This window comes from Streptomyces sp. NBC_01317 (genome assembly GCF_035961655.1).
In the GTDB taxonomy this organism is placed as follows: Bacteria; Actinomycetota; Actinomycetes; order Streptomycetales; family Streptomycetaceae; genus Streptomyces.
Map to the genome: position 1 here is coordinate 7,507,105 of NZ_CP108393.1, position 26,455 is coordinate 7,533,559.

The window sequence follows — 26,455 nt, forward strand, 5'->3', positions numbered from 1 at the left end:
GGCAGACGGCTTTTTCTGTACGTGCTGCCATGTCCGGCCCGTCCGCGCGGACATATGCACTCTGCACGTGTGGACGGATCCGGCCTGTACGGGTGAACGGGTCCGGCAGGCGTAAGCGGGTCCTCGGCGCCTCTACACGAGCGGCCCGCAGCCCGCCAGCGCGATCACCGGCCGCAGACCCGAGGGCCGTTCCTCGACCGGCAGATGGTCCACGAAGTGCACCGCGCACCCCAGCCGGGCCGCCCCGCCGTCCGCCGCACGGTCGTCGCCGACCATCAGGACGTCGTGCGGGTCCTGCCCCAACTCGTCGCACGCCGCCCGGAAGAGCCGCTCGTCGGGCTTCTGCACGCCGTGCTCGAACGACAGCACGTACGCGTCCACGAGTGAGTCCAGGCCGTGGGCCCGGAAGACGGGCCGCAGGTCCCAGCCGATGTTGCTCACCACGGCCACCCCGACCCCGCCCTGCCGCAGCGCGCCGAGCACGGCTCCCGCGTCGGCGTACGGACGCCATGCCTCCGGCGTCATGTGGCGTTCGTAGAGCGCGTCGTACAGAGAAGGGTCGGGCAGTTCCACCTGACGGGCCAGCCCCGTGTACGCGGCGCGGTGCTCCGCCGCGCTCCGGTCGCGGGTCGCCCACAGCCCGGCGAGGTCCGGCGGGACCCGCTCCGGCGCGGGACCGCCCGGCAGCGCCCCGGACACGGCGAGCGCCATGGCGTACCGCCGCACCTCGTCGGGCGGTACGGCGGCACCCGCCTCGTCGAGCACGGCGCGCAGCCAGGATCCCGCCGATTCGATACGGAAGAGGGTTCCGGAGAAGTCGAAGAGCACACCCTTGAACGTCATGGGCCCGATACTTCCCGGGTCAGCGCCCCCGGGACAAGGCCAGACGCCCGTACGTGGTGATGAACAGTGCGACGAGGCACCCGCCCAGCAGCCAGCCGGCCAGGACGTCCGAACTCCAGTGCACCCCCAGCCACAGCCGGGTCAGGCCCACCCCCACCACGGAGACGACCGCGACGGCCACCGCCGTGCCCCACAGCCACCCGTTCGCGCCGGCGCGCCGCAGGAGCCACAGGAACAGCCCCAGGGTGAAGGTGGCCGTCATCGCGTGCCCGGACGGGAAGGACGCGTAGTGGGCCGAGTCCACCGGGTCGGGCCAGCTGGGCCGTTCACGGCCCACGACAGCCTTGAGGCCCTGCTGGAGGGCCGTGGTCACCGCGGCGCCCACGACGACGGCCGCGGCGAGCAGCCGGGCGCCCTGCGACCACAGCACGACCACCGCGACCGCCGTGAGGATCCGCATCGTCCAGGGATCCCACACCCAGTCGGTCAGCACCCGGTTGGTGTGGGTGAGGCCGGGCTCGGCCACCGCCCAGCGGTGCAGCCGGTCGGCGGACGTACGGTCGAAGGAGAGCAGCGGCCCCCACTCCGCGGCCACCAGCCCCGCCAGGACGGCCGAGACGGCGGCGAGGACGGCGGCCGTACGCGCGGGGGTGACGAGCGGGCGGGGGGCCGGGGGAGTCGGCGCGGGGGAGTGGATCGGCGGCGAGTGCATGGGGTGATCCTTGCCGATGGAGAAGAGGCCAAGCTATCCGAGGGCGCGCAGGGCCGGTACGAAGGCGACCAGGAGCGGGACGGCCGGGACCAGCGTGGCGGTGGCGGTCAGCCACAGGCGGCGGCCCGCGGTCAGCCGGGGGCCCGGCGCGAGCAGCCGGTTCACCCGCTGCGGCAGTTGCGCGTCAGGGGTGGTGCCGGGGCCGAACACCCCCCGGTGCTCATTCAGTTCGACGAGCGCGAGGGCGGTCGTCCGCCGACCGAAGCGGCGCGAGGCCATGTCGTCCGCGGCCAGTTCGACCAGCCGGTGCATCTGGTCGCGGAACGCCGCGAACACCGGCACCTGCGGGAAACCGTTCGCGAGCGCGGCCGAGCAGTGCCGGAGCCAGTCGTGCCTGGCGCGCGCGTGCCCCTCCTCATGGGCGAGTACGGCGTCGAGTTGACGGCCTTTCAGCCGCCGCAGGGCGGCCGTGGTGATCACGAGGCGGGGCGCGGTGCCCGGCAGCCACCAGGCGTCGGGCCGCTCGCCCTCCAGCACGACGAGCGGATCGGAGCCGGACTCCTCGCCGGGCAGGGCGGGAGAGCGGAGGAGCAGTTCCGTACGGTCGTTCCTGCGCCGCGCGCGGGACCGGTGGATCTCCCGGGTCAGCATCGCCGCCGTCCACAGCCCACCACCGAAGAGCACCACCGCGATCACGGCGGACCAGGGCCGGTGGGTGCCGAGCGCGTACGCCTCCATCACGCCGCGCGGGGCGGGGGCGAAGACGTGTCCCCGTACGGCCTGCCAGGCGGCGGCCGCGCTGAAGGTCATGGCGAGGGTGAAGCTCAGCAGCACGGCGGCGACCACGCACTGCCACACCCACAGCGCCACGACGGGCTCGCGCTCCGGCCAGTCGGCGCGGGCCAGGAGCCTCGGGGCGACGACGGCGGCCAGCGCACCGAGCAGCAGCAGCGCCAAGGAGACCATCATGGTCACCAGACTATGAGGGCGGCGCCGCACGGCGGTACGGTCCGGCGGGCCATGTGACTCAGGACACGTTTTGTACGTGGTGCCGTACGTGGTGCCGTATGGGGTGCCGTGCGTGGTCCGGTACGTGGTGCCGTACGGCGGCCCGGCCGGTACGGCCCCGCTCACAGTCCCAGCAGCATCGCCAGCATCGCGAGGCCCATCGAGAGCCGGCAGACCAGCGTCAACTCCGGCCGGTCGCCCCAGCCGGCGGCCACCGCCCCGGCCGCCCCGCCGGGCGGCCCACCGTCCGCCGGAGCGGGCAGCGGCAGCAGGCGGGCGCCCGCCCACAGCACGTACGCCGTGTAGTAGAGCAGCAGCCCGCCGGTGACCAGCGGCGCGCCGGCCGCCGTGTGGACGCCGTGCGCCCCGCCCGGCGTCAGGGCCATGGCCCCCGCCATGTAGACCATCGCGAGCATCCCCAGCAGGTGGTGCGCGTGGTGCGCCGAGCCCCGCGCCCGGACGGCCGTTCCCAGTGCGGCCGCGCCGAACACCGCCGCGTACACGAACCACACCCACCGCGGCGGCGACAGCACCACCGCCGGGACGGCCATGGCGGCCATCCCGAATCCCATCAGCGCCTCGCCGCCCGCCGTACCGCGCGCCTCACCCACGACGCCGCGCATGCGCAGCAGGCAGTAGCCCCCAGCCCCCGCGCAGAGCGCGACCAGCAGCCAGCCGGCCGTCGCCGGTCCGTGCACCGCGCACCTCCCCCTCGACTCCTGACCTTCGACCTTCGACCTCGAACGGATGCTGCCCGGCACGCTCGGTGCGCAAGCGAGCGCAAAGGGTCATCGGGGGAGCGCGCCGGGCGCGCCGGACACGGCCGGAACTCTCCGCGCGCTTTTCCGCATTCCGCCGGAAACGGAAAGTGGCAAGTAAATGAACTGACAGACCTTCGCATTTTCTTGACGGAATGCATGCACAACACACCTTGTGCGGGATGTGCGGCCCGACTACCTTGCACAGGCGTGCCCTTGGGGGCCGGACGGACTGCCACCGCCCAATAACTCCCCCCACTCCCGAGGGAATCGTGTGTTTCTGGCAGACACCTACCGGGAGGATATCCTCCGTGAGCGTTTCACGACGATCGGTCATCGCGTCCGCGCTGGCCGCATCCGCTTCCGTGGGCGGCGTTCTCGCTGCCCAGCGGGGTGCCGTGGCGGCCGAGGCCGCCCCCCTCGCACCCGCCGCGAGTCCCCCCGGCGACGTCGTCGGGAAAATCACCGTCGGCTATCAGGGATGGTTCGCCTGCATCGGCGACGGCGCCCCCATCAACAGCTGGTGGCACTGGAGCAGGAATGCCGGCCAGCCCCCGTCGCCGAGCAATACCACCATCAAGTCGTGGCCGGACATGCGGGAGTACAGCCGCACCTACCGCACCGCTTACGCGAACACCAACGAGGGGCAGCCCGCGACGCTCTTCTCGTCGTACGACCAGCAGACCGTCGACACCCACTTCCGGTGGATGCGGGAGAACAACATCGACACCGCGGCGCTCCAGCGGTTCAACCCGTTCGGCGGCGAGGGTCCCACGCGCGACGTGATGGCGCAGCGGGTACGGCAGTCGGCGGAGGCCAACGGCCGGAAGTTCTACATCATGTACGACGTCACCGGCTGGACGAACATGCAGTCGGAGATCAAGCAGGACTGGACGAACAAGATGAAGGCGCATACCGCGTCCAGCGCCTACGCCGTCCAGAACGGCAAGCCCGTCGTCTGCATCTGGGGCTTCGGGTTCAACGACGACGGACGCCCGTTCGCTCCGGGTCCGTGCAAGGACGTCGTCGACTGGTTCAAGGCGCAGGGCTGTTACGTGATCGGCGGCGTGCCCACCCACTGGCGCAGCGGGAACGAGGACTCGCGGCCCGGATTCGCCGACGTGTACCACGCCTTCAACATGCTCTCGCCCTGGATGGTCGGCCGTATCGGCAACGTGAGCGACACCGACCGCTTCTTCACCTCCGTCAACACGCCCGACCAGGCCGACTGCAACGCGCACGGCATCGACTACCAGCCCTGCGTCCTCCCCGGCGACCTCCAGGAACGCCAGCGCGCGCACGGCGACTTCATGTGGCGGCAGTTCTACAACATGGTCCGCGTCGGCGCCCAGGGGATCTACATCTCCATGTACGACGAGTTCAACGAGGGCAACCAGATCGCCAAGACCGCGGAGACCGGCGGACAGGTGCCGGCCGGGTCGGGGATCTACGCGCTCGACGAGGACGGCACGGGCTGCTCGTCCGACTACTACCTCCGGCTGACCGGTGACGGCGGCCGGATGCTGAAGAAGCAGATCGCGCTGACGGCCAACCGGCCGACACAGCCGCGCGTCTGACGTTCCGTCACCAGCGCCCGCCCGGCCCGCGCGAACGCGCGCGCCGGGCGGTGCCCCTCAAGCGCGCAGGCCGCCGGACGCACCCGGCGGCCTGCGTTCTCCCCGCAGGCGCGGGGTGAACGTGGCATGGAAGAGCGTCGACGCGGCGCCCACAGCCGCCGCCTCCGCGCTCAGCACGGACGGCTCGACCTCGACCCGCCGCAGCCGCCTGGCGGTCGGGAACTCGTTGACGGTACGGGTGATCTCGTCCAGGTAGAAGTCGGCGACGTCGGCCGTGAAGAACGGGCCGCCGAGCACGATCAGATCGATGTCCAGCAGGTCGACCAGACCGAGGGCCCCGCGTCCCACCGCCTGGGCCACCTCCCGTACGGCGGCAGCGGCCGCCGGATCACCGGCCGCCGCGGCCTCGCCCACGGCCAGGTAGGCGGCCGTACTGCCGGAGTCGGCGCCCCCGGCCCCGGGGGCGGAGCCCCCCGCCGGACCCCGCATCCCGCCCCGCAGCGCCAGATCGGGCACGGACACCGGCGGGTTGCACTCCGGCACCATCTCCGGCCGGCCGTCCTTGTCCACCCGCCCCAGCGCGATGGCGCACAACTGCCCGAACTCCCCGGCGTTGGAGCTGATCCCCCGGTAGAGGTCACCGTTGAGATACAGCCCGGTGCCCACCCCCGTACCGAGATAGAGGTACGCGAAGTCCCTCGCCCTGCGGTCCCGGCCGATCCACCGCTCCCCGGCCGCCGCGGCGGTGGAGTCCTTCTCCATCAGGACCGGGCAGGGGAAATGGTCCTTGAGCAGGTACAGCAGCGGCAGGTCGCCCCACGCGGACATCAGCGGCGGGCCGAGGACCGTGCCCGACGCGATGTCGACGGGCCCCGGCACGGCCACGCCGATCCCGAGGAAGCCGTCCTCGCGCACCGCCCCGCGTGCCTCCGCGAGCGTCTCCCGGCCCAGCGTGGCGACCCGTTCGACGAACTCCGCGGGATCGGTGTCGGCGGTCACCGGCCTGCTGCGGGTGCACACGATCGCCCCGTCGAGGTCGATGACCACCGCGGTCAGGACCTCCGGGTCGATGTGGATGCCGAGCGCGTGGGCGGCCGTGCCCGAGAGCCGTACCGGCGTACGGGGCTTGCCCGAGGTGGCCCGCCGCTGCGCGTCCTCGATGAGGATGCCCCGGTCCAGCAGCGAGCGGGCGATGCGGGACACCGACTGCTGGGTGAGGCCCGTGCGATGGGCGATCTCCCCGCGGGTGATGGTGCCCGACAGCCGTACGGTCTCGATGACCACACACTCGTTGAACGACCCGAGGTCGATCTGGTTGACCCCGCTCCACGACAGGTTCGGCGCCGGGCCGTCCGGGGCCCGCTCCGCGCGCAGGTGGCCGGCGACGTTCTCCCGCAGCCACCGCACGGCCGCGCACGGCCGTTCGGAGCGGGTCGCCGCGTACCGCTTCAACTCCGCCGCCAGATCGAGGTACACGCGGCGCGAGGACTCCGGGTGGCTCGTGCTGTCCAGTGCGATCATGGCGCGCAGGAACGTCCGCCAGGTGGAGCGCGCGGGTATCTGATGGAGCGTCAGAGTCCGTTCCGGCGGCTCCTGTACGGGCCCGTCGGACGGCTCCCAGAGCGTGATGGCGTGCAGCAGCAGATCCGGATGGCTGCGGCTCGCCTCCGCGAGATACCCGGCCAGGTCGGCGCGGAGCGCGGCGGACGCACCGCCGGTCCCGGGGCGCGGCGGCTCCGTCCCGGGCCCCGGCCCGGCGGAGGCACCGTCCGCCCCGGGCCCCGGCGCTGCGGCCAGCACGGCGTCCAGCGCCCGGTCGAGCCCGGCGAGTACGTCGGCGCCGATCACCGTGCCCGTGGCGGCCTGCGGCCCCGCGCCCCGGCGGCCGGCGCCCCGGCGGGTCCCCGCCAGCAGCACGGCCCGCTCCGGGTCCACGTACAGACCCATCACCCACACGTCGGCGCCGGGCAGCGGCGGCCTGGTCGGTACGGACGGGGCCGGGGCCTCGTCCGGGGTCAGCCGCCAGCGCCGCCGTATCCCCGCGACCGTCGCGTGGGAGAGGCCCAACTCCCTTGCCACGGCGCGGGACGCGCCGCTGCCGCCGGGCGCCAGCAGCGTACGGGTGACCACCTCGGCCTCGTCCACCGTCGCCGGCCTGCCGGTGCGGGGCCGCTGCTCCAGGCCGTCGATGCCCGCGCTCGTCCACCGCTGCCGCCAGTTGCCCACGGTCTGCCGGGACACCCCGAGCCGCCGCGAGATCTCGGCGTCCCGCAGCCCGTCGGCGGCCAGCAGGACCACACTCGCGCGGGTGGCCAGGGGCCCGCCCGCCGCCTCCCAGCGCCGCAGGACGGCCCGGTGCTCGGCCGACAGGGGACCGGCCGCCCGGTCGGCCGGACCACCGGCCGTCCTCTCGGCCGGACGCGCGTCAGGCACCGGTGTCCCCCGTCCGCCGGCCGTCCCCGCGTACCAGCCGCAGGGTGAGGATCTGGAACGGCCGCAGGGTCAGCGTGACCGCCCCGTCCCGGTGTTGACGGACAGTCAGAGTGTCCTCCAGCAGATCGGTCTCGTGCACCGCCGCGACGGGGAAGGCCGCGGTGAGGGTCGTTCGGGCCCGGCCGCCGCGCGCCTCGTAGAGCCGGACGACCACGTCACCCGAGCGGTCGTCCGCGAGCTTGACCGCCTCCACCACCACGTCGGGGCTGTCCACGCCGACCAGCGGGGACGCGCCCCGCCCGGCCGGCCCCGGGCGCAGCGGCAGGTTGAGCGCGTACCCCTCGGCGATCGCGTCGCCGACGTCCGCGCCGGGGCGCAGGGTGTGCCGGAAGCGCTGCGGACCGCGGTCCGCGTGCGGGTCGGGGCTGTGGGCGGCGCGCAGCAGGGAGAGCCGTACGGTCGTGGTCGTCCCGGCGTCCGCGCGGGTCGCGCGCGACACGTCGTACCCGTACGTGGAGTCCCCGGCCAGCGCCACCCCCCAGCCGTGCTCGCCGACATGAATCCAGCGGTGCGCCCAGATCTCGTAACGGGCCGCGTCCCGCGCGGTGTTGTCGTGCGTGGGGCGCTCGACATGACCGAACTGGATCTCGCCCCTGCTGTGTTCGGCGTGCACGTCCAGCGGCCAGGACGCCTTGAGGAGGGTGTCCCGCTCCCGCCAGTCGACTTCGGTGTCCAGCGTGAGGACCCGGCTCCCGGCGCTCAGGGACAGCTCCTGCCCCACGGTGGACCGGCCGGTGGACCGCACGACCCTGACCGCCGCCAGCAGGGGGCCGTGCTCGGTGACCTCCACCGAGTCCGCCCCGTCGAGGTCACGGCAGCCCGCGCGGGGCCGGGGGTCCAGGTTCCGGGCGCTCCAGCGCGCCGGGTCGTCGCGGTGCAGTTGGAGGAGGTTGCCCGCGGCCCCGGGGGCGATGGCCTCGCGGCCGGTGGTCAGGTCCAGCGCGGAGCGGACCAGCCCTTCCGCGTCGATGTGGACCCGCAGCAGGCCGTTGTCGAGCGTGTGGCCGCCGCCCTCGGCGGGGGCGACCGTCACGGGCACGACGTCCCCCTGCGGCAGCCCGGCCGGGCCCTGGCCGAGCGCGGGGGCCTCGGCGAGGACGGCGATCCGCCCGTCCGACAGCAACTGGCCGCCGTCCGCGGGCCGGTCGCCGTCCAGGACGACGATCTCGCGGCGGGGGAGCGGACCCGCGTTGAAGACGGAGACCTCGGACACGGAGACGGCGTCAGGCGCGCCCACGGCCCGCCGGATCAGATGCTCCAGCCTGCGGTGGACCTCGCGGTACGTCTGCTCCGCCTCCTGGTGTGCCCAGGCGATCGACGTCCCCGGCAGGACGTCGTGGGACTGGTGCAGCAGGACCTTCCTCCAGAGCGATTCGAGCTCGTCGTACGGATACGGGATGCGGTCCCGCACGGCGGCCGTCGCCGACCACAACTCGGCCTCGCGCAGCAGGGATTCGCTCCGGCGGTTGCCGCGCTTGGTGCGGGCCTGGCTGGTGTACGTGCCCTGGCGCTCCGCCAGGTCCAGCTCGCCGCGCCACACCGGCGCGTCCGGGTACTCGTCCAGCGCGTCACGGAAGAAGTGCGACGGGGCGGCCATCTCGACGCGGGGGGAGCCTTCGAGGTCGGCCAGTCTGCGGGCGCGCTCCAGCATCTCGCGGGTCGGCCCGCCGTCGGCGTCGCCGAAGGGCATCAGCGAGCGGGTGCCGCCGCCCTTGTCGGCGAACGCCTCGACCGCGTCGGCCAGTTCGCCCCCGGTCAGCGCCGCGCCGTGCTCCCCGCCGTGCTCGCCCCCGCCGTGCTCGCCCCCGGCCGGCTCCGCGACGTTCCCGCCGGCGGGCGGGAAGTGGCTGAACAGCCGCGTGCCGTCGATCCCCTCCCACCAGAACGTGTGGTGGGGCACGGCGCTGGTGTCCTCGTCGGGGAGCTGGCGGGAGAGGAACCAGCGGGCCCCGGCGAGCGCGGCCACCTGCGGGAAGGCGGCGCTCATTCCGAGGGAACCCGGCAGCCAGACGCCGTCGGTGTCGGCGCCCAGCTCCTCCCTGTAGAAGCGGCGGCCGTGGACGAACTGCCGTACCAGCGCCTCTCCGCCGGGCAGGCTTCCGTCCGGTTCCACCCACATCCCGCCGACCGGCACCCAGTTGCCGTCGGCGACGGCCTTGCGCACCCGCTCGAAGACGTGCGGGTGGTGGTCCCTCATCCAGGCGTACCGCTGCGCGGAGGAGGCCGCGAAGGTCAGCTCCGGATACTCCTCGGCCAGCGCCGTCATGCTGCTGAAGGCGCGGGCGCTCCTGCGGACGCTCTCCCGCGTCGGCCACAGCCGGGCCTCCGGCGGAGGGACGTGGCCCACGGCGGCGACGGTGTGCGCGGAGTCGTACGCGCGGCGGGCGAGGACGGGGGCGAGGACCGCGCGGGCCCGCGCGGCGGTCCCGGGGATGTCCCGGGGGTCCACCGCGTCCACGGCGTCCTCCAGGGCCCGCAGGAGGGCGTGGCGGCGCGGCAGTCCGGGAGGGAGCGCGCGCATGAGCCCGTCCAGGACATCGATGTCATGGATGAGCTGCCAGATGTCCTCGTCGCGGACCGCGAGATCGGCGCGCACCAGCCGGTGGAGCGGTTCGTCGCCGACCGTCAGCGGGTCGCCGTAGCGCGTGCCGGTGCCCGACGCCGCGTCGATCGGCGGGTTGGCGGCGGCCTCGACCAGGAGATGGACGGGCTCGCCGCCGCTCGCGGCGGCGGAGAGCAGGACGGAGCGGTTGCGGGCGTGCACCCCCTGGAGGGGCGTGCCCAGTTCGTCGTGGACGAGGCCCTCGGCGGACCCCAGGTCGAGGACCGCCTCGACCCGCAGGCCCGCCCAGCGTTCCGGGACGTCCGCGCGGAGCCGGAACCACGTGGTGGACCACGGCCCGCCCCAGGAATCGCCGACGACGAACGGCGCGTACTCCGCGCGCAGGGCGACCTCGACAGGGACCGGCTCACCCGGGATGTGCCAGGCGCCCACGTCCATGGGGAGCCGGCCGGTATACAGCGCGGGACGCAAACGGTCGGCGAGAAAATGGGCTATTCGCGCCTCACCGGACTTCCTGCGGTCATGCATGGGCGGCCCTCCCTGTCCAGCCAGTAACCGCCATGTAAAACCAAGAGTGTTATCAAGTCAACGGCTTTCGCCTTTCCTTCGCGGTACTGGTGAACAGGGGGCTGCGAGAGGGTGTGTCAGGTAAATAATTTTCCGATAAGTGAAGTGGACGGAAATTAATTGGCCTGACGAATGGCCTCACCATGAACGGGAATACGCGCTCCGGCTACGGGCGCAGCGCCACGGGATCGGGCCGCGTACAGGTCGATTCCACCGGGAGCGAGGCGCCCGCCCGCGCGGAGTCGAGCAGTGTCAGCATCACGTCCAGGACATGGCGGGCCACCTCGGCCGACGCCCGGTGCGGCCGGCCCGTCGCGATCGCGTCGGCCAGGTCGGACAGCCCCTCCCCGCGCCCCGCTCCGACCCGGCCCGCCGACACCGGGAGCGTCTGCCACGCGCCGTTCGCGGGATGCAGGCCGACGGGTCCGTCGAAACCGTTGGGGTCGGGGACGGACAGGGAGCCCTCCGTGCCGTGCACCTCGATGCGCGGCAGCCGCGCGGCGTGGATGTCGAAGCTCATGACGAGTGTGGTGAGCGCGCCGCCCGCGTGTTCCAGAATCCCGGTGACATGGGTGTCCACCTCCACGGCGAACCGCTCGCCCGCCCGGGGCCCGCTCCCGATCTCCCGCTCGGCGCGCGGCCGGGACGCCGCGCCGGTGACCCGTACGACAGGACCGAGCAGGTGGACGAGCGCGGTGAGGTAGTACGGCCCCATGTCGAGCAGCGGGCCGCCGCCGGGGCGGTAGTAGAACTCCGGGTCGGGATGCCACCGTTCGTGCCCCGCCGTGGTCATGAAGGCGGTCGCGGCGACCGGCCGGCCGATCAGCCCGTCGTCCACCGCCTTGCGCGAGGTCTGGACGCCCGTGCCGAGGACGGTGTCCGGCGCGCAGCCGATCCGCAGCCCGTCGGCCGCCGCCGAGGCCAGTAGCGCGCCGGCCTCCTCGCGGGTGGCGGTGAGCGGCTTCTCGCCGTACACGTGCTTGCCGACGGCGAGCGCGACCCGCGCCACCTCGGCGTGCACGGCGGGGACGGTCAGGTTCAGGACCGCGTCCACGTCGGACCGTACGACCAGCTCCGCGACCGAACCCGCCACCTCCACGCCCGGCACCCGCGCGGCCACGGCCTTGGCGCGGCTCGCGTCGAGGTCGGTCACGGCGGTGAGCCGGACGTTCTCCAGCCGCTCCAGGGTGTCCAGATAGGCGCCGCTGATCTTGCCCGCGCCGACCATGCCGATCCTCAGCGGCTCGCCCACAGCAGACCCCTCTCGGTGAGTGTGCGTACTTCCGGTACGTCGAAGTCGTCCGCCTTGTGGCCGATGGTGGAGACGAACACCCGCCCGGCGCCCGCGGTCCTGGTCCAGACGGCGGGCATGGTGACGGCGCGCGGCCGGTCCTCCGCCGCTTCGAAGACGGTGGTCGCCAGGACGTCGATGTCCGGGTCGGTGGCAAGCCAGTACTTCTCCGTGTGGACCCGGAAGTCGCCGAGTCCGGCGATGACCGGATGGTCCGGGCGGTCCTTGGCGAGGGTGACGGTGTGGTCGGAGAACCCGGGCGGGTGCATGAGGAACTGACCTCCCGTCAGCAGGGTGTAGCCGACGTCGCCGCGGAAGGAGTCCACGATCCCGCCGTGCCAGCCCGCCAGCCCCGTCCCGGCGCGGACGGCCGTGGCCAGCCCCGCGCTCTGCTCGCGCGTCAGGTCGCCCATCGTCCAGCACTGCACCACCAGGTCGGTGGCGGCGAGGAGTTCGGAGTCCGCGTAGACGTCCAGGGAGTCGGCGACCCTGACGTCGAACCCGCGCTCCCGCAGGAAGGGCAGGAAGAGATCCGTGATCGTCACGGGGTCGTGCCCTTCCCAGCCGCCCCGGACCACCAGGGCCCTCCTGGCCTCGGATGCCTGGTGTGTCACGGTCGTTGCACGCTCCCGTCGGTGTTGCGCAGCAGGGCCCAGCGGTCGTGCTCCAGGGGCTCGGGCACCGGGTACCGGCGCGCGGCGGCCTCGTCGAAGTCGACGCCGTGACCGGGTGTCTCGTACGGTACGAGGCCGCCGTCCCGGGCCGTGATCGTGCCCGGGAACACCTCGTGGACGGGTGGCTTGAAGACCGCCGCCTCCTGGACGCCGAAGGCATGGCTGCTGATGTCCAGTGCCAGGGTGGCGGCCTGGGCCACCGGGCTCACGTCGGCGGGGCCGTGCGGAGCGAGCCGTACGCCCCGCAGCTCGCAGTAGGCCGCCAGCTTCCTGGCCGGGGTGAGTCCGCCGAGCGTGGGGACGCGGATCCGGGCGAAGTCGATGGCGGGCCCCTCCAGCAGCGGCAGGAACTGCCCGACGTCGCTGAACAGTTCACCCACGGCGAGAGGCACGGACGAGTTGGCGCGCAGTCCCGCGAAGTGGGACGCGTCCTCCGGGGCCAGCAGATCCTCCACGAAGTACAGCCCCGCGTCCTCGACGCGGCGCAGGAAGTCCCGGGCCTGGCGGGGGTCGAGCCGCTCGTGCACGTCGTGCAGCAGCTCCACCCCGTCCCCGACACGCTCCCGCACCCCGGTGAGGACGCCGGGCACGGTCCGTACGTACGCGGCGGAGTCCCACGGCACCGAACGGGTGCGCAGCGCCCGGGTGTCGGCGGCGCCGCCCGCCTTCGTGCCGTACGTGTCGGAGCCGGGGACCGCCGCCTGGATCCGGACATGGCGGTAGCCGCGTTCGCGGGCGGCCGTGACCAGGTCCGCGATCTCGGCGGCGTCGGCGCCGTCCACATGGGTGTAGGCCTCGGCGAACGCCCGCACCCGGCCGCCGAACAGCGAGTACAGCGGGGCCCCGAGCCGTTTGGCCTTGAGGTCCCAGAGGGCGACGTCGATGCCGCCCAGCGCGTTCCCGGTGAGGGAACCGCCGCGCCAGTAGGCGCTGTTGAGCAGCAGGCGGTGGATGTCGTCGATGTCGTCGGGGTCGCGTCCGGTGAGCATCGGGGCCAGATAGTCGTCGAGGACGGATCGCACGGCGAGGGTGCGCTGCGGGTCGCTCGCACAGCCCAGGCCGTACAGCCCCGGTTCGTTGGTCTCGACGCGGACGATGAGGTGGGGACAGCCGTGCGGGGCCGTCAGGAACGTACGTACGGCCGTGATGCGGATCTTGGCGCCGCGTTCCTCGACCCAGGGAGCGGGAGCGAGGACCTCGGAGCGGGCATCAGGCTGAGCCATGCGAACTCCAGCGTACAGATAGCAGGATGGTGTACCGCCATCCGAACGTACGGAGCCCTGGATTCGTTTGTCAATCTATTTGTCAACGACTCTACCAAATGGCGTAGGGCACGTCTTCAGTGCTGACCGAGCCGTTTGAGGAGGGTCCGCAGCGAGTGCGCGGCCTCCGTCACGGCCCTGGCCACCTCCTCCGCGCGGGCGTCGTCCATCCGGCTCTTCGGCGCCGAGCAGCTGATCGCGTCGCCGCCGCCCTGGGCGGTGCCGAGCGCCACCGCCACGCACCGGATGTCCGGCGAGTTCTCGCCGTCGTCCATCGCCCACCCCCGCAGCCGGGCCTCCGCCAGCTGCCCCAGCAGCTCGTCCGGGTCGGTGACGGTGTCCGGGGTCAGCCGCTCCAGCGGCCAGTTCAGCCGCATCTGCACCTCCGACGCCTCGTACTGGGAGAGCATCGCCTTGCCCAGCGCCGTGGCGTGCGCCGGCAGCCGGCGCCCCACCGCCGAATACATCCGCAGCGCGTGCCGCGACTCGCGTTTGGCCAGGTAGACGACGTCCGTCCCGTCCAGCCTGCCCAGGTGTACGGACTCTCCCGTCTCCTCCGCGAGGGCGTCGAGCACCGGCCCCGCGAGGCTCGCCACGTCGTCGCCCTCCAGATAGGCGGTCCCCGTCAGCAGGGCCTTGAGGCCCAGGCTGTAGCGGGTCCCCGACGCGTCCAGATCCACCCAGTGGCGTGCCTCCATCGTGCGCAGGATCGCGTGCAGGCTGCTCTTGGGCACGGCCATCGCCCCGGCCATCTCGGCCAGCGAGAGCCGGGCGCCCTCCGCGCCGAGTAGTTCGAGCACCTCAAGCACCCGAGCGGCGGACTTGACCTCTTCGGGCCTGCGCCCGCGCGCTGCTGCTGCCACCGATTCCACGGAACCTCCGCTTCCCGCACCGGCGCCCCTCGGCGATCCGGTCAGCACGAATCTCGACGTGCGTCTTGACGCTATATCACTACGACCATAAATTCAGTCACTCCAACGCCATTCGGCCTTCTGAACGGTTGATCCTTAGGTAGGGGCCATGCGCATACCTTTCACGCGGAATGTCCGGCTCGCGGTGGTCGCCGCGGCCACCGCCCTCTCACTCACAGGCCTGTCCGCCTGTAGCGGCTCCTCCGGTTCCGGCAGTGACGCGAACTCACTGGAGATGTGGACCTTCAAGCAGTCCCACGTCGGCGCCCTGCGCACCGCGGCCGCCGAGTTCAAGAAGCAGACGGGCATCACCGTCAAGGTCGAGGCCTACACCCCCGACGACGCGTACACCACCAAGGTGCAGAGCGCGGCGAAGACCGGGGACCTGCCGGACGTGCTCGAAGTGCACTCCGACGGCGAGGACCGCGTGCTCGGGGCGGCCGGGATCCTCTCCGACCTCAGCGGCGACTTCAAGGGCGACTGGGCCGGGCGCGTCCAGCAGTCCGTGCAGCAATCGGGACTGGTCACCGCGCAGCGTTTCAAGGACTCGCAGCCGGCCACCGCCAAGGACCACGGCATCAAGGAGGGCCAGCGCTTCAGCGTCCCCCTCACCGTCGGCACCTTCGGCATCGTCTACGCCAACAAGAAGATCCTGGCCGACGTGGGCATCAACAAGGCTCCCGACGACTGGGAGGGCTTCCTCGACGCGCTCAGCGTGACCAAGGCCAAGAACCCCGCCACCGGCGGCCTCGCCCTCGGCCTCAAGGTCCAGTCCACCGGACTGAACTGGGTCCTCCAGCCGCTCGCGTTCAGCCAGTTGGGCCAGACCGGCTACGAGAGCCTGTTCGGCGAGAACAAGAACGCCGACTTCGCCTCGCCCAACGGCCTCAAGGTCCTCCGCATGTACAACGAGTTGACCCCGTACTGGATGCCGGGCTCGCAGACCCTCACCATCGACCAGGCCGACCAGGCCTTCGCCCAGGGCAAGGCGGCCTTCGACGTCGGCGGCACCTTCACCCTCGCCTTCCTCCAGCAGAACGGCATGAAGCCGGACGACGTGTTCGCCTTCGGCCTGCCCTCCCCGAAGAACGGCGCCATCCCGCACCGCGCGCTCGGCCCGCTCGCGCTCACCGGCCTCAGCCTCACCGCGACGAGCGGGCAGCCCGACAACGCCAAGAAGTGGATGGAGTTCCTCTCCCAGCAGAAGGTCGCCGCCCAGTTCGCGAAGGACGCCTCCGACGTACCGGCCACCGAGCTCGGCGCCGACGCCGCCACGGTCCTCGGCCCCACCCTCTCCGCCCTGGTCGACAGCTTCAAGGGCACCCCCCGCACCACGTACGACCCCAGCCGCGGCAACGAGTTCCGCGCGCCGGGCTACGAGCAGGACGACGCCGGCGCGATCCTCGCCGACCTGACCCCGCTCAAGCAGCAGTCCGTGGAGACGACGGCCCGGAAGCTCCGTGAGCTCAACGCCTCCTACTGGGCGGCGGCGCGGCAGTGACCACAGCTCCCCGACAGACCGTGCCGGGGACGGCGGGGACCGGCGGCGAGAGCCCCCGGCCCCCCGCCGGCGCCCCCGGCACGGGCGGGACCGCGAAGAGCCGGCGCCCGCGCTCGTACGAGACCCTCACCGGGTACCTGTTCGTCGGCCCCGCCGTGATCCTCTTCTGCGTCATGGGCCTGTACACCGTGGGGTACGGCTTCGCGCTCAGCTTCGCCACCTGGAACGGCTTCACCCCGGACTGGACCTGGGTCGGCCTCGACAACTACGCCGACCTGCTCTGGCGCAGCCCCGTCTACGCGCCCCGCGTGCGGCACGCGGCCCTCAACACCCTCTGGGTGATGATCGCCTCGCCCGCCCTGACCGTCGCGGTGTCCTTTCCGCTGGCCGTCCTGCTCAACCGGGTCAGGCGGCTCCAGTCCGTGCTGCGCTCGGTGTACTTCCTGCCGTACGTCACCAGTGGTGTCGCGGTCTTCTTCGCCTGGCAGTACATCCTCCAGCCGGACGGCGCGATCAACTACCTGCTGGACAGCGTCGGCCTGGGCTCCCTCAGCCAGCCGCAGGGCTGGCTCGGCAACCCGTCCACCGCCATGCCGACCATGATCGCGGTCACCGTGTGGGGCCATGTGCCGGTCGCGATGCTCCTCTACCTGACCGGGCTCCAGGGCATCGACCGCAGCGTGCTGGAGGCCGCGGAACTGGACGGCGCCGGCTGGTGGCGCACCAACGCCTCCGTCATCTGGCCGCTCGTACGGCCGATCACGGCCATCGTCATGCTGCTGAACCTGCGGGAGTCCCTCCAGGGCTTCCAGACCTTCCTGGTGATGACGAACGGCGGCCCGGGGGACCACACCAACGTGCTGGGCCTGGAGGCGTACCGCCTCGCGTTCCTCAAGAACCTCGCGCCCACCCTGGGGCTCGCCAGCGCGCTCGGCTGGATCCTGTTCGCCGCCGCCCTGGTCCTCGCCCTGATCAACCTGCGAGCGCTGCGGAGCAAGACATGACATCGATATCCGTCAAGGCCCGGCCGGGCGCCGCCGACGACAGCCGGGCCCGGACCCGCAGGCGGATCGCCCGCGTGGTGGTCGGCGTCCTGCTGGCGCTCTACGGCCTCGTCAGCGTCTACCCGTTCCTGTGGATGGTGTCCGCGGCCTTCAAGGACCAGATCGAGGTCGTACGCGGCGGCCACCTCATCCCGCAGAACCCGACGTTCGACACGCTCGTCGACACCTGGAACGAACTGCACTTCTTCGACTTCTTCCTGAACAGCCTGCTGGTCACGCTCTACACCGTGGTGCTGACCCTGGTGGTCTACGCGGCGGCCGGCTACGCCTTCGCCGTCCTGCGCTTCCCCGGCCGGGGCCTGCTCCAGAAGCTCTTCGTCTCCCTGCTGTTCGTGCCCGGCATCACGGTGATGCTGCCGATCGTGCTGCTGGAGAACAAGATGGGCATCCTCGGCACCCACTTCGGGCTGGTGCTGCCGTTCGTCAACGGCGGCGCCCCGCTGTCGATCCTGCTGATGACCGGCGCCTTCCTGGCCGTCCCGCTGGAACTGCGCGACTCCGCGCGGGTCGACGGCGCGAGCGAGCTGCGCATCTTCACCAGCGTCTATCTGCCCCTGGCCAGACCGGCGTTGATCACCGTCGGACTGCTGACGGCGATCCCGACCTGGAACGAGTTCCTGCTCACCCGGGTCTCGCTGAACGACCCGTCCACGTACACCCTGCCCCTCGGGCTCCAGACACTCTCGGCGGAGAACGTGCCGCACTACAACAACCTGATGGCCGGTGCCCTCATCGTGGTCATCCCGGTGATCATCCTCTTCCTCAGCCTCCAGCGGTACTTCGTCAACGGACTGGTCGGGGCGGTGAAGGGCTGATGCGTGTCCTGGTCACCGGAGCCGCCGGCCACATCGGGCAGTACGTGCTGGACGAGCTCCTGATCCGGGGGAACGAGATCACCGCCGTCGACCTCGTCCCCGTCGAGGACCCCCGCGTCGCGTCCGTCCACACCGGCGACCTCCAGGACCGCGACCTGGTGCGCAAGGCCATGGACGGCGCCGAGGCGGTGGTCCACCTGGGTGCGATCCCGCACCCCAACAGCGACGACGACGGCGCCCTGTTCGCCACCAACTGCCTCACCGCGCACCGCGTGCTGGACGAGGCCGGCCGCGCCGGGATCCGCCGGGTGGTGGCCGCCTCCAGCCTCTCCGCCGTCGGCCTCGCCTGGTCCCCGGTGCCGCAGTCACCCCGCTACGTGCCGCTCGACGAGGAACACCCCGTCCTCGTCCAGGACCCGTACGGCCTCTCGAAGATCGTGCTGGAGGAGACGGCCCGCGCCACCCACCGGCGCCACGGCACCGACATCGTCTGCATGCGCTTCCCCTTCACCGGCACCGGCGAACGCCTCACCCGCCAGCTCGCCGCCGTACGGGAGGACCCGGCCGCCCACCGGATGGACCTCTGGGGCTGGCTGGACACCCGGGACGCGGCCGCCGCGATCCGCCGCGCGCTCCACGCCGAGCTGCGCGGCTGCCACATTCTCAACGTCGCCGCACCCGACACGTCATCCCCACTGACGACGGCGGCGCTGATGCAGGAGTACCACCCCGGTGTACCTGTCCTCGCCGAACTGGACGAGCACACCTCGCTGTTCGACAGCACGGCCTGCGCCCGGCTGCTGGGGTACGTCCCCCGGTTCGGCTGGCGCGCCGGTCCTTCCTCCCCCACCGAAGAGACCATCCCCAGAGGAGATACCTGATGTCTGCCACCCCACGTCGCAGGCTTTCGCCCACCCGCAGGACCTTTCTCGCCGGCGCCGCCGCGGCCGGAGCCACCGTCCTCGGCGTCCCCACCGCCGGGGCCGCCGGGTCCGTGACGGCCGCCGCCGCCGCGCTCAGCACCAACGTCCACATCTTCTACTACCCGTGGTACGGCTCCCCGAAGGTCCACGGCTCCTGGCGCCACTGGCAGCAGGGCAACCTCACCCCGCCGAACGCCGTGTCCTCCGACTTCTACCCGAAGCTCGGCGCGTACGACTCCGGGGACCGCGCCGGAGCCGTCGACCAGCACATGCGGTGGATGCGCGCCGCCGGCACCGGAGTGCTCGTCACCAGCTGGTGGGGGCGCGGCAGTTACGAGGAGTCGCTGTCCCGGGTCGTCCTGGACGCCGCCGCGGCGGCCGGGCTCAAGGTCGCCTGGCACATCGAACCGTACGGGGGCCGCACCGCCGCCTCCGTCGCGGACGACGTCCGCTACCTCGTCAACACCTACGGCGGCCACCCCGCGTACTACCGGGACGCCGCCCACGGCAACCGCAACGCCTTCTACGTCTTCCAGAGCCTCAACATCCCCGACTGGACGGCGATCGAGGCGGTCAAGAGCCTCGGCATCGTGCTCACCCAGACCACCGACACGTCCAAGGCCGCCCACTTCGGCGGGATGTACACGTACGACGGCATCGCCGCCGCCTCGCTGCCCAACTGGAGCGGCGTCGACCGCTTCTGCACCGCGAACGGCCTGGTCTGGTCGCCGTCCTTCGGCCCCGGGTACATCGACGACCGCGCCGTGCCCGGCAACACCACGCCGACCGTCGGGCGCGCGAACGGCACGACGTACGACCGGGTCTGGCAGCACACCCTGACCAGCGGCGCCACCGGCAGGCCGCCGACCTGGGTCAGCATCACCTCGTTCAACGAGTGGCACGAGGGCAGCCAGATCGAGCCCGCCAGCGCCACCCCGCCGTCCGTCCTCCCGTACCAGACGTACAACGGGGCGTACGGAAAGACCGGGGCCGCCGCCGAGACGGCGTACATCGACCGGACCCAGTACTGGGTCCAGCAGTACGTGGCCCAACGCCCCGCCTGACGCCGCGCACGCCCCTGACCCCGGAGGTCGTCATGTTCCGTCAGAGAGCCGCCCGCAACAGAGCCGTCCGGCGCAGATCTCCCCGGACACTCCCGCTGTTACTGCTCCTGATCATCGCGCTGATCGCGCCCACCGCCGCGACCGCCGCACCCCGCGCCGCAGGCCCCGACATGTACCCGCACGGTGTCGGTGCCGACCTCGGACCCACCCCCAAGACCCTCGGTGTCACCCCCACGGCGGGCGACGACCCGGCGGGCCTGGTCACCGGCGAGGCGGACGGCAGGACCTACTGGCAGACCGACCACGCGGCCGGCACCGGCCACCTGGACTTCGCCCTGGCCGCCGACTACCTCGCGCGGCTCACCTCCCCGACGGCCGTCTTCAGCGTCACCTACCGCGACACCGGCACGGGCGCCCTGGAACTGCGCCCGGCCGGCGGCGGCACACCCGCCCGCGCGGCCTTCACCGGCACCGGCGCCTGGCGGACCAGCACCTTCGACATCACCACCGCCGACGCCAAGGCCGGTCCGCTGCGGCTCAGCGGGTCGGAGGGGGACAGTGCCCGGGACATCACCGTCGCCGCCGTCCGTGTCGGCACCCCCGGCGCGTCCGTGGCGCTGGGCACCGCCGTACGGTCCGACGGCGTCAGCCCGCGCGCCGGTGACGCCTCCACCGGGCTCGTCACCGGCGAGCAGGACGGCCGCGGCTACTGGCGGACGAACCGCGCCGCGCCTGCCCCCGGCCTCAACTTCTTCTACATGAACGTCGCCGACACGTTCCTCTACAACACCACCGACACCGTCCTCGTCAGCGTCGACTACTTCGACGAGGGCAGCGGCGGCATCGCCCTGCACTACGACTCACCGGGCGACACCATCCCCGACATGTTCAAGTCCTCCGAGGTCTTCACCTACGGCGACACCAAGACCTGGAAGACCCATACCTTCACGCTCGACGACGCCCTGATGACCAACCGCTCCAACGGCTCCGACTTCCGCGTCCACACCGCCGATTCGGCCGCGGAACTCAAGGTCGCCGCCGTCCGGATCACCGTCATCCCGGCCGAACTCAAGCCCACCGAGGGCCTGGAACTCCTCATCTCCGAGGCACGGCGCGTCCACACGGCCGCCCGCGAGGGCACCAGGGACGGCCAGTTCCCGGCCGGCGCCAAGAACACCCTCGCCGCCGCGATCACCGCCGCCCAGCGGACCGCCGACGGCCAGGACACCACCGAGGCGCAGCTCAAGGCCGCACTGCTGACCCTCGACACCGCGCTGCGTACCTTCCGCGGCTCGGCACTGACCACCAACCTCGCCCGTACGGCGAAGGTCACCGCGAGCAGTACCTCGGCGGGTTCGCCGCAGGCGGTGACCGACGGCGACGCGGGCAACGGCTGGACGAGCGGCGAGGACGGCGCGGGCGCGTGGCTCCAGGCCGACCTCGGCAAGGCCCTCACGGTCAACGAGGTCAAAATCGCCTGGGGTTCGGCCTTCTCGCCCGACTACACCGTACAAGTCTCGCGGGACGGCAAGGACTTCACTACCGTGGGCCACAACGGGGCCATCGGCGGCAAGACGATCCGCACCGCCTTCGAGCCGCTGACGGCCCGTTACATCCGGCTGAACGTGACCGGCTACTCCGCCGGTTCGAAGAGCGTCACGGTCGGAGAGGTGGAGGTCCGGCGGCAGCGTACGGTCCGCCCCGAACCCCGTCTCGTCAAGACCGTCCACCCCGTCGAGTCGCCGGTCGTCGCCGACTTCGACGCCCGCGACTACGGCGCCGACCCCAAGGGTGTCAAGGACTCCACCAAGGCGATCCAGCAGGCGCTGTACGACTGCTACGACGCGGGCGGTGGCACGGTCTGGCTGCCGTCCGGAACGTACCGCGTCACCACGTCCGTCGAGGTCCACTCCTTCTGCACCCTGCGCGGCGACCGGCGCGATCCCGATGTGGGCAGGGGGAGTTACGGCACGGTCGTGTCGGCGGACTTCCCGCCCGGCGCCGACGGTCCCGTCCTCTTCCGGATCGGCGGCAGCGCCGGGGTCATGGGCATCACCACCTACTACCCCCGGCAGAACGCGGCCGACCCCGTGCCGTACAACTCCACCTTCGAGATCCCCGGCGACGCGTGGATCGGCAACGAGAACTACATGATGGCCACCGTCGCCGACGTGACCATGCTCAACTCGTACCGGGGTGTGGGTGTCAGCACGATGCCCAACGACCAGGGCCTCGCGCCGAGCGCCGGGCAGGTCCACGAGTCGACCACCCTGCGGAACATCAAGGGCACGGTCCTCTCCGAGGGCTTCCGCGCCTACAACGGCGCCGACGTCGGCACGTGGGAGAACATCACCCTCGACAACGGCTACTGGGCGAAGGCACCGGCCGCGTACCACCCGCCGAAGCGTGCCGTGCTCGACACCTGGACCCGCGCCCACGGCACCGGCTTCGTCCTCGGTGACCTGGAGTGGGACCAGTTCTACCGGATCAAGGCGGCCGACTACCGGACCGGCATCCACATCGTGCCGGGCCAGCGGGCCTCCTTCACCGGCACCTTCCTCCAGGCCGACATCCGCCGTACGGACGTCGCCGTGGAGGCGGAGAGCTTCGACTCCCGCTGGGGGCTGTCGTTCGCGGCGAGCACCCTGGAGGGCAGCGAGGCGGCCGTACGCAACAAGGCCCAGGCCTATGTGAAGCTGACGGACACCGACGTGACCGGTGAGGTCTCCGGCATCGTCCACCAGCTGGCGGGCGCCGTCCCGCGCTACGAACAGACGGCGCTCCCCAAACCCGCCCGCGCGGCCCTGTACGACGTGACGAAGGCTCCCTTCGCCGCGCCCGCAGGGCACGGGATCCCGCCCACGCGCGACGCCACCCCCCGGATCCAGCGGGCCCTGGACCGGGCAGGACGGGACGGTGGCGGCACGGTCTACCTGCCCGCCGGGTGGTACCGGATCGACAGCCACCTCCGGGTCCCCGCCGGGGTCGAGCTGCGCGGGGCCTCCGCCGTACCGAACCGCGATCTGAACGGTGCGAGCGGCGGCACGGTCCTGATGGCGTACGAGGGCAGGAACACCCCGAGCCCCGACACCGCCATCGCCCTGGTCACGCTCGGCGGGAAGAACGCGGGCGTGCGCGGGCTGCGCGTCCTGTACCCGGAGAACAACCCCGCCGAGACCGGGCCCGGCGAGGACGGCAGCCCCGTGCCGTACCCGTACGCCGTGCGCGGCGCCGGGACCGGCACGTACGCGATCGACCTCGGTCTGCCCAACGCGTGGAACGGCATCGACATGGCCGCCCACCGCAACGACCGCTTCACCGTGCGCAAGCTGGCGGGCGCGGTCTTCAACCGGGCGATCAGCGTGGGGAAGAGCGACCGGGGCCGGATCGAAGGCGTGCTGAACAACGGCAACGCCGTCGGGCGCGTCGGGTACGCGCTGCCGAACTGGGTGCTGGAGAGCAACATCTTCGCGCAGGTCATCGACGATCCGATGCGGTTGCAGGCGCAGATCGTGACGGTCGACGGGGCCACCCGGCTGACGGTGTTCAACGCCTTCGCGTACGGCTTCCACCACGGTCTGGTCGTCACGTCCGGTGACGTACGGGCCTTCAACCTGGGCACCGACAACCTCGGCGCCGACGGATTCACGGTGAAGGCGGACGGCGGGGATGTCACCGCGGTCAACGTCATGCGCTACAACGGCGCCACCAGCAGCGGAAAGGCGAAGCTCTACAACGTCATGGCCATCAACATGGTCCAGCAGACGGTGGGCGCGACCGCCGAGCCCGCCGGGGCGGGGACCGTACGGCTCGGGGGCAACGAGTCCGAGCCGGGCCGCTACGAGAAGGGCAGTCAGGTGACCGCCACGGCGGTGCCGGCGGCCGGACAGCGGTTCGTCCGCTGGACCGTGAACGGCGAGGAGGTCCCCGGCGGCGCCGAGGTCACCCTCGACGTGACCGGTGACCTCGCGGTGACCGCGCACTTCGCGCCGGTGGCCGGGGAGTGAGCGGACCGGCCGTTCCCCGCCCCTGACGGGGCGGGGAACGGCCGGGTTAGGGTGCGGACGTTCGACCCGCAGCACAGATACGGAGCACGTGCCCATGGAAACCGCACCTCTCACCCACCGGGACGCCACGGCGTCCGACACCGAGAGCCTCGTCGCCCTCATAGAGTCGGCGTACCGGGGTGACAGCAGCCGGGCCGGGTGGACCACCGAGGCGGACATCCTCCACGGGCAGCGCACGGACCCGCAGGGGGTGCTCGCGGTGATCGAGTCGACCGCGGGACGGCTGCTGGTCTTCGAGCGGGACGGCGAGACGGTCGCCTGCTGCCAGCTCGAACACCGGGGCGAGGTCGCCTACTTCGGGATGTTCGCCGTCCGGCCCACCGCCCAGGGCGGCGGCCTCGGCAAGCAGGTCATGTCCGACGCCGAGCGGGTCGCCCAGGAGGCCTGGGGGGTGACCGAGATGCAGATGACGGTCATCTCGGTGCGCGAGGAACTCATCGCCTGGTACGAGCGGCGCGGCTACCGCCGTACGGGAAAGATGACACCGTTCCCGTACGGCGACGACCGCTTCGGCATCCCGCAGCGGGACGACCTGGAGTTCGAGCTGCTGGTCAAGACGCTCGGCTGAGCACACGCGCTCACAGCGCCCGCAGGACTCTCAGGGGGTCGGCGTCGAGCCGTACGCGGTCAGGAACCGGTCGCGGAACTGGTCCATCCGCCACACGGGCGCGTCGGGCCCCGGCTCGATCCCGTCCTGCCAGCCCCAGCCGGAGATCCGGTCGAGCACCTTCGGGTCGTGGGCGACCAGCGCGATCGGCACGTCACGCCCGAAGGCGTTGTGGGTGACCGTCGGGACGGGCTGGTGGTCGCCGAGGAAGACGAGCACGGTGTTCTTGTCGCCGTACTTGACCACGTAGTCGACCAGGTTGCTCACCGAGTACTCGACGGAGTGCGCGTACTCGGCGCGCACCTGCTTGGGGTCCTTCCACACCTCGGCGCGGGTCTTGCCCTCCGCCTTGATCCCCTCGTACACCGAGCCGTCCCCGACCTGGTTCCAGCCGATCGTCTTCGGCAGCGGCGCCCACGGGTTGTGGCTGGAGACGAGGATGATCTCCGCCATCAGCGGCTCACGGTCTTTCTTGCCGTGCTCCAGCCGCTCGAAGGCCGACAGGCTGTACTGGTCGGGGATGGGCGACCAGCCGAACTTGGGCCCCTGGTAGCCGAGGTGGTCGGAGTCGTAGACGTGGTCGAGGCCGTAGAACTTCCCCTCCGGCCAGGACTGGGTCACCCCCGGCATGATGCCGACCGTCCGCCAGGCGTCGGTGCGCTTGAAGGCGCTGGTGAGGGACATCCGGTCGCTGGTGGTGATGGAGTCGTACCCCTGTTGGTTCTTGATCCACAGACCCGTGTTGAAGGTGGAGTGGGCGAGCCAGCTGCCGCCGCCGTACGTCGGGGAGGTGAGGAAGGCGCTGCGGGAGGAGAACCCGGCCTCGCGCAGCTTCTCCGTCCCCTTCGTCAGCATCGCCCCGACCTCCGACGACGTCTGCGGTTCCTCCAGCGCGTTGCGTCCGTAGCTCTCGATGAACGCGAAGATGACGTCCTTGCCGCGCAGCGCGGTCAGCAACTGGTCGGGCGGGGTGTCGGCGAAGGCGTCGACGGCGGCGGCCCTGGACAGCTCCCGCTGGTCCCGCCAGCTCTCGCCGACCAGCCGCGCGTGATGGTCGACCAGGGCGGCGGCGTTCCGGGCGGCGACGGGCGCGCCGGCGATCTGCGCGCCGAGGGCCGCGCAGGCGATCCAGGCGGTACCGAGCACGGCGGTGGTACGGAACGTTACGCCGCGGTGCCGTACCAGCGGGCCGCTCAGCCGGACGACCGCCAGTGTCATCAGGACGAGCACGGCCACCACGAGGACCACCACCCCGACCACGGCGCCGATCGCGGCGGCCCCGCCGACCGAGTCCCGGACGAACGCCTCGCCGTCGTCGAACAGGACCCAGTCGAGCCGCACGTCGAACGGCCGGTCGAAGTTCGAGTAGAAGCCCATGTCGAGGAAGTTGAGGAGGGTCAGCAGCCCGAGGCCGAGCCCGAACACAACCGCCGCCACCCGCCGCGGCCTCGGTGGCAGGACCACCAGAACGACCGCTCCGAGGACGCCTTCCACCGGAATGCGGCCGAACGCTCCGGGGGTGAGGCGGTCGAGATTGTTGGGCAGCAGCAGGGCGGTGAGCACCAGGAGGGCGGACAGGACGGTGAGGACCCGCGCCACGGCCGGGTGCCGGAACCACCGGCCGCCACCACCGCCGCCGGTGCCGTCCGGTGATGCCGGACCGTCACCGGTGGTGGTCGTGGGGGTGTCCGGCCGCTGACGGGAGTGCGTGAAGAGAGGCAACCCGGGGATCCTTCCGTGCGAGGCCCGCTGAGG

General features: G+C 72.0%; 19 protein-coding genes. 8 read left to right on the forward strand and 11 right to left on the reverse strand.

All coding sequences use genetic code 11. The features are described 5' to 3' along the window. Positions 1 to 132: 132 nt before the first annotated feature. The 4 genes from OG349_RS32400 to OG349_RS32415 form a co-directional block, all read right to left on the reverse strand. A complete protein-coding gene (locus tag OG349_RS32400; protein WP_327237973.1) occupies positions 133 to 843 on the reverse strand; it encodes an HAD family hydrolase in 711 nt (236 codons plus the stop codon). A gap of 19 nt (positions 844 to 862) precedes the next feature. Continuing rightward, positions 863 to 1,555, reverse strand: coding sequence for a phosphatase PAP2 family protein (locus OG349_RS32405; RefSeq protein WP_327237974.1), 693 nt, complete (start codon positions 1,553 to 1,555; stop codon positions 863 to 865). A gap of 33 nt (positions 1,556 to 1,588) precedes the next feature. Then, complete coding sequence (locus OG349_RS32410; protein ID WP_327237975.1) at positions 1,589 to 2,524, reverse strand: M56 family metallopeptidase; 936 nt, start codon at positions 2,522 to 2,524, stop codon at positions 1,589 to 1,591. A gap of 161 nt (positions 2,525 to 2,685) precedes the next feature. After that, positions 2,686 to 3,261, reverse strand: coding sequence for a DUF5134 domain-containing protein (locus tag OG349_RS32415; protein WP_327237976.1), 576 nt, complete (start codon positions 3,259 to 3,261; stop codon positions 2,686 to 2,688). A 371-nt stretch (positions 3,262 to 3,632) separates the two neighbouring features. On the opposite strand from OG349_RS32415, the gene OG349_RS32420 reads away from it, so the two are divergent. Continuing rightward, positions 3,633 to 4,898: a glycoside hydrolase family 71/99-like protein gene (locus OG349_RS32420; RefSeq protein ID WP_327237977.1), complete on the forward strand. Its 1,266-nt coding sequence runs from the start codon at positions 3,633 to 3,635 to the stop codon at positions 4,896 to 4,898. Positions 4,899 to 4,955: 57 nt separating this feature from the next. On the opposite strand, the gene OG349_RS32425 is transcribed toward OG349_RS32420, so the two are convergent. From OG349_RS32425 to OG349_RS32450, 6 genes are all read right to left on the reverse strand, one after another. Continuing rightward, complete coding sequence (locus OG349_RS32425) at positions 4,956 to 7,331, reverse strand: ROK family protein (RefSeq protein WP_327237978.1); 2,376 nt, start codon at positions 7,329 to 7,331, stop codon at positions 4,956 to 4,958. Then, on the reverse strand, positions 7,324 to 10,482 hold the full coding sequence (locus tag OG349_RS32430) for an alpha-mannosidase (protein WP_327237979.1): 3,159 nt from the start codon (positions 10,480 to 10,482) through the stop codon (positions 7,324 to 7,326). The genes OG349_RS32425 and OG349_RS32430 overlap by 8 nt, the downstream gene beginning before the upstream one ends. 205 nt (positions 10,483 to 10,687) lie before the next feature. Beyond that, positions 10,688 to 11,773: a Gfo/Idh/MocA family protein gene (locus tag OG349_RS32435; RefSeq protein ID WP_327237980.1), complete on the reverse strand. Its 1,086-nt coding sequence runs from the start codon at positions 11,771 to 11,773 to the stop codon at positions 10,688 to 10,690. After that, complete coding sequence (locus tag OG349_RS32440) at positions 11,758 to 12,426, reverse strand: ThuA domain-containing protein (protein ID WP_327237981.1); 669 nt, start codon at positions 12,424 to 12,426, stop codon at positions 11,758 to 11,760. Before OG349_RS32440 ends, OG349_RS32435 begins: the two co-directional genes overlap by 16 nt. Continuing rightward, positions 12,423 to 13,709 carry an enolase C-terminal domain-like protein gene (locus OG349_RS32445; protein ID WP_327237982.1) on the reverse strand — a complete coding sequence of 429 codons (1,287 nt, stop codon included), beginning with the start codon at positions 13,707 to 13,709 and terminating at the stop codon, positions 12,423 to 12,425. Before OG349_RS32445 ends, OG349_RS32440 begins: the two co-directional genes overlap by 4 nt. A gap of 116 nt (positions 13,710 to 13,825) precedes the next feature. Further along, positions 13,826 to 14,611 (reverse strand): IclR family transcriptional regulator, encoded by a 786-nt coding sequence (locus OG349_RS32450; RefSeq protein WP_327237983.1) that lies wholly within the window; start codon positions 14,609 to 14,611, stop codon positions 13,826 to 13,828. A 157-nt stretch (positions 14,612 to 14,768) separates the two neighbouring features. Here OG349_RS32450 and OG349_RS32455 point away from each other — a divergent pair, with 157 nt between their 5' ends. The 7 genes from OG349_RS32455 (at position 14,769) to OG349_RS32485 (ending at position 24,661) form a co-directional block, all read left to right on the forward strand. Continuing rightward, positions 14,769 to 16,160 carry an ABC transporter substrate-binding protein gene (locus OG349_RS32455; RefSeq protein ID WP_327237984.1) on the forward strand — a complete coding sequence of 464 codons (1,392 nt, stop codon included), beginning with the start codon at positions 14,769 to 14,771 and terminating at the stop codon, positions 16,158 to 16,160. Continuing rightward, positions 16,157 to 17,164: a carbohydrate ABC transporter permease gene (locus OG349_RS32460; protein ID WP_327237985.1), complete on the forward strand. Its 1,008-nt coding sequence runs from the start codon at positions 16,157 to 16,159 to the stop codon at positions 17,162 to 17,164. The genes OG349_RS32455 and OG349_RS32460 overlap by 4 nt, the downstream gene beginning before the upstream one ends. Beyond that, the gene (locus OG349_RS32465) at positions 17,161 to 18,039 is read left to right on the forward strand and encodes a carbohydrate ABC transporter permease (RefSeq protein ID WP_327237986.1); all 879 of its coding nucleotides are present in this window, start codon (positions 17,161 to 17,163) and stop codon (positions 18,037 to 18,039) included. The genes OG349_RS32460 and OG349_RS32465 overlap by 4 nt, the downstream gene beginning before the upstream one ends. After that, complete coding sequence (locus OG349_RS32470) at positions 18,039 to 18,920, forward strand: NAD-dependent epimerase/dehydratase family protein (protein ID WP_327237987.1); 882 nt, start codon at positions 18,039 to 18,041, stop codon at positions 18,918 to 18,920. The genes OG349_RS32465 and OG349_RS32470 overlap by 1 nt, the downstream gene beginning before the upstream one ends. Beyond that, complete coding sequence (locus OG349_RS32475; protein ID WP_327237988.1) at positions 18,920 to 20,026, forward strand: glycoside hydrolase family 99 protein; 1,107 nt, start codon at positions 18,920 to 18,922, stop codon at positions 20,024 to 20,026. Before OG349_RS32470 ends, OG349_RS32475 begins: the two co-directional genes overlap by 1 nt. A gap of 32 nt (positions 20,027 to 20,058) precedes the next feature. Next, positions 20,059 to 24,033, forward strand: a complete 3,975-nt coding sequence (locus OG349_RS32480) for a discoidin domain-containing protein (protein ID WP_327237989.1) — start codon at positions 20,059 to 20,061, stop codon at positions 24,031 to 24,033. Positions 24,034 to 24,127: 94 nt separating this feature from the next. Beyond that, entirely contained in the window at positions 24,128 to 24,661 is a 534-nt protein-coding gene (locus tag OG349_RS32485; RefSeq protein WP_327237990.1) for a GNAT family N-acetyltransferase, read from the forward strand. 30 nt (positions 24,662 to 24,691) lie between these two features. On the opposite strand, the gene OG349_RS32490 is transcribed toward OG349_RS32485, so the two are convergent. Continuing rightward, positions 24,692 to 26,422, reverse strand: coding sequence for a sulfatase (locus tag OG349_RS32490; protein ID WP_327237991.1), 1,731 nt, complete (start codon positions 26,420 to 26,422; stop codon positions 24,692 to 24,694). Positions 26,423 to 26,455 lie beyond the last annotated feature (33 nt).

What these genes read in the sequence shown, in the direction of transcription:
- OG349_RS32400 (WP_327237973.1), bottom strand. Translation starts at nt 843, where the DNA reads ATGACGTTCAAGGGTGTGCTCTTCGACTTCTCCGGAACCCTCTTCCGT.
- OG349_RS32405 (WP_327237974.1), bottom strand. Translation starts at nt 1,555, where the DNA reads ATGCACTCGCCGCCGATCCACTCCCCCGCGCCGACTCCCCCGGCCCCC.
- OG349_RS32410 (WP_327237975.1), bottom strand. Translation starts at nt 2,524, where the DNA reads ATGATGGTCTCCTTGGCGCTGCTGCTGCTCGGTGCGCTGGCCGCCGTC.
- OG349_RS32430 (WP_327237979.1), bottom strand. Translation starts at nt 10,482, where the DNA reads ATGCATGACCGCAGGAAGTCCGGTGAGGCGCGAATAGCCCATTTTCTC.
- OG349_RS32445 (WP_327237982.1), bottom strand. Translation starts at nt 13,709, where the DNA reads ATGGCTCAGCCTGATGCCCGCTCCGAGGTCCTCGCTCCCGCTCCCTGG.
- OG349_RS32455 (WP_327237984.1), top strand. Translation starts at nt 14,769, where the DNA reads ATGCGCATACCTTTCACGCGGAATGTCCGGCTCGCGGTGGTCGCCGCG.
- OG349_RS32465 (WP_327237986.1), top strand. Translation starts at nt 17,161, where the DNA reads ATGACATCGATATCCGTCAAGGCCCGGCCGGGCGCCGCCGACGACAGC.
- OG349_RS32470 (WP_327237987.1), top strand. Translation starts at nt 18,039, where the DNA reads ATGCGTGTCCTGGTCACCGGAGCCGCCGGCCACATCGGGCAGTACGTG.
- OG349_RS32475 (WP_327237988.1), top strand. Translation starts at nt 18,920, where the DNA reads ATGTCTGCCACCCCACGTCGCAGGCTTTCGCCCACCCGCAGGACCTTT.
- OG349_RS32480 (WP_327237989.1), top strand. Translation starts at nt 20,059, where the DNA reads ATGTTCCGTCAGAGAGCCGCCCGCAACAGAGCCGTCCGGCGCAGATCT.
- OG349_RS32485 (WP_327237990.1), top strand. Translation starts at nt 24,128, where the DNA reads ATGGAAACCGCACCTCTCACCCACCGGGACGCCACGGCGTCCGACACC.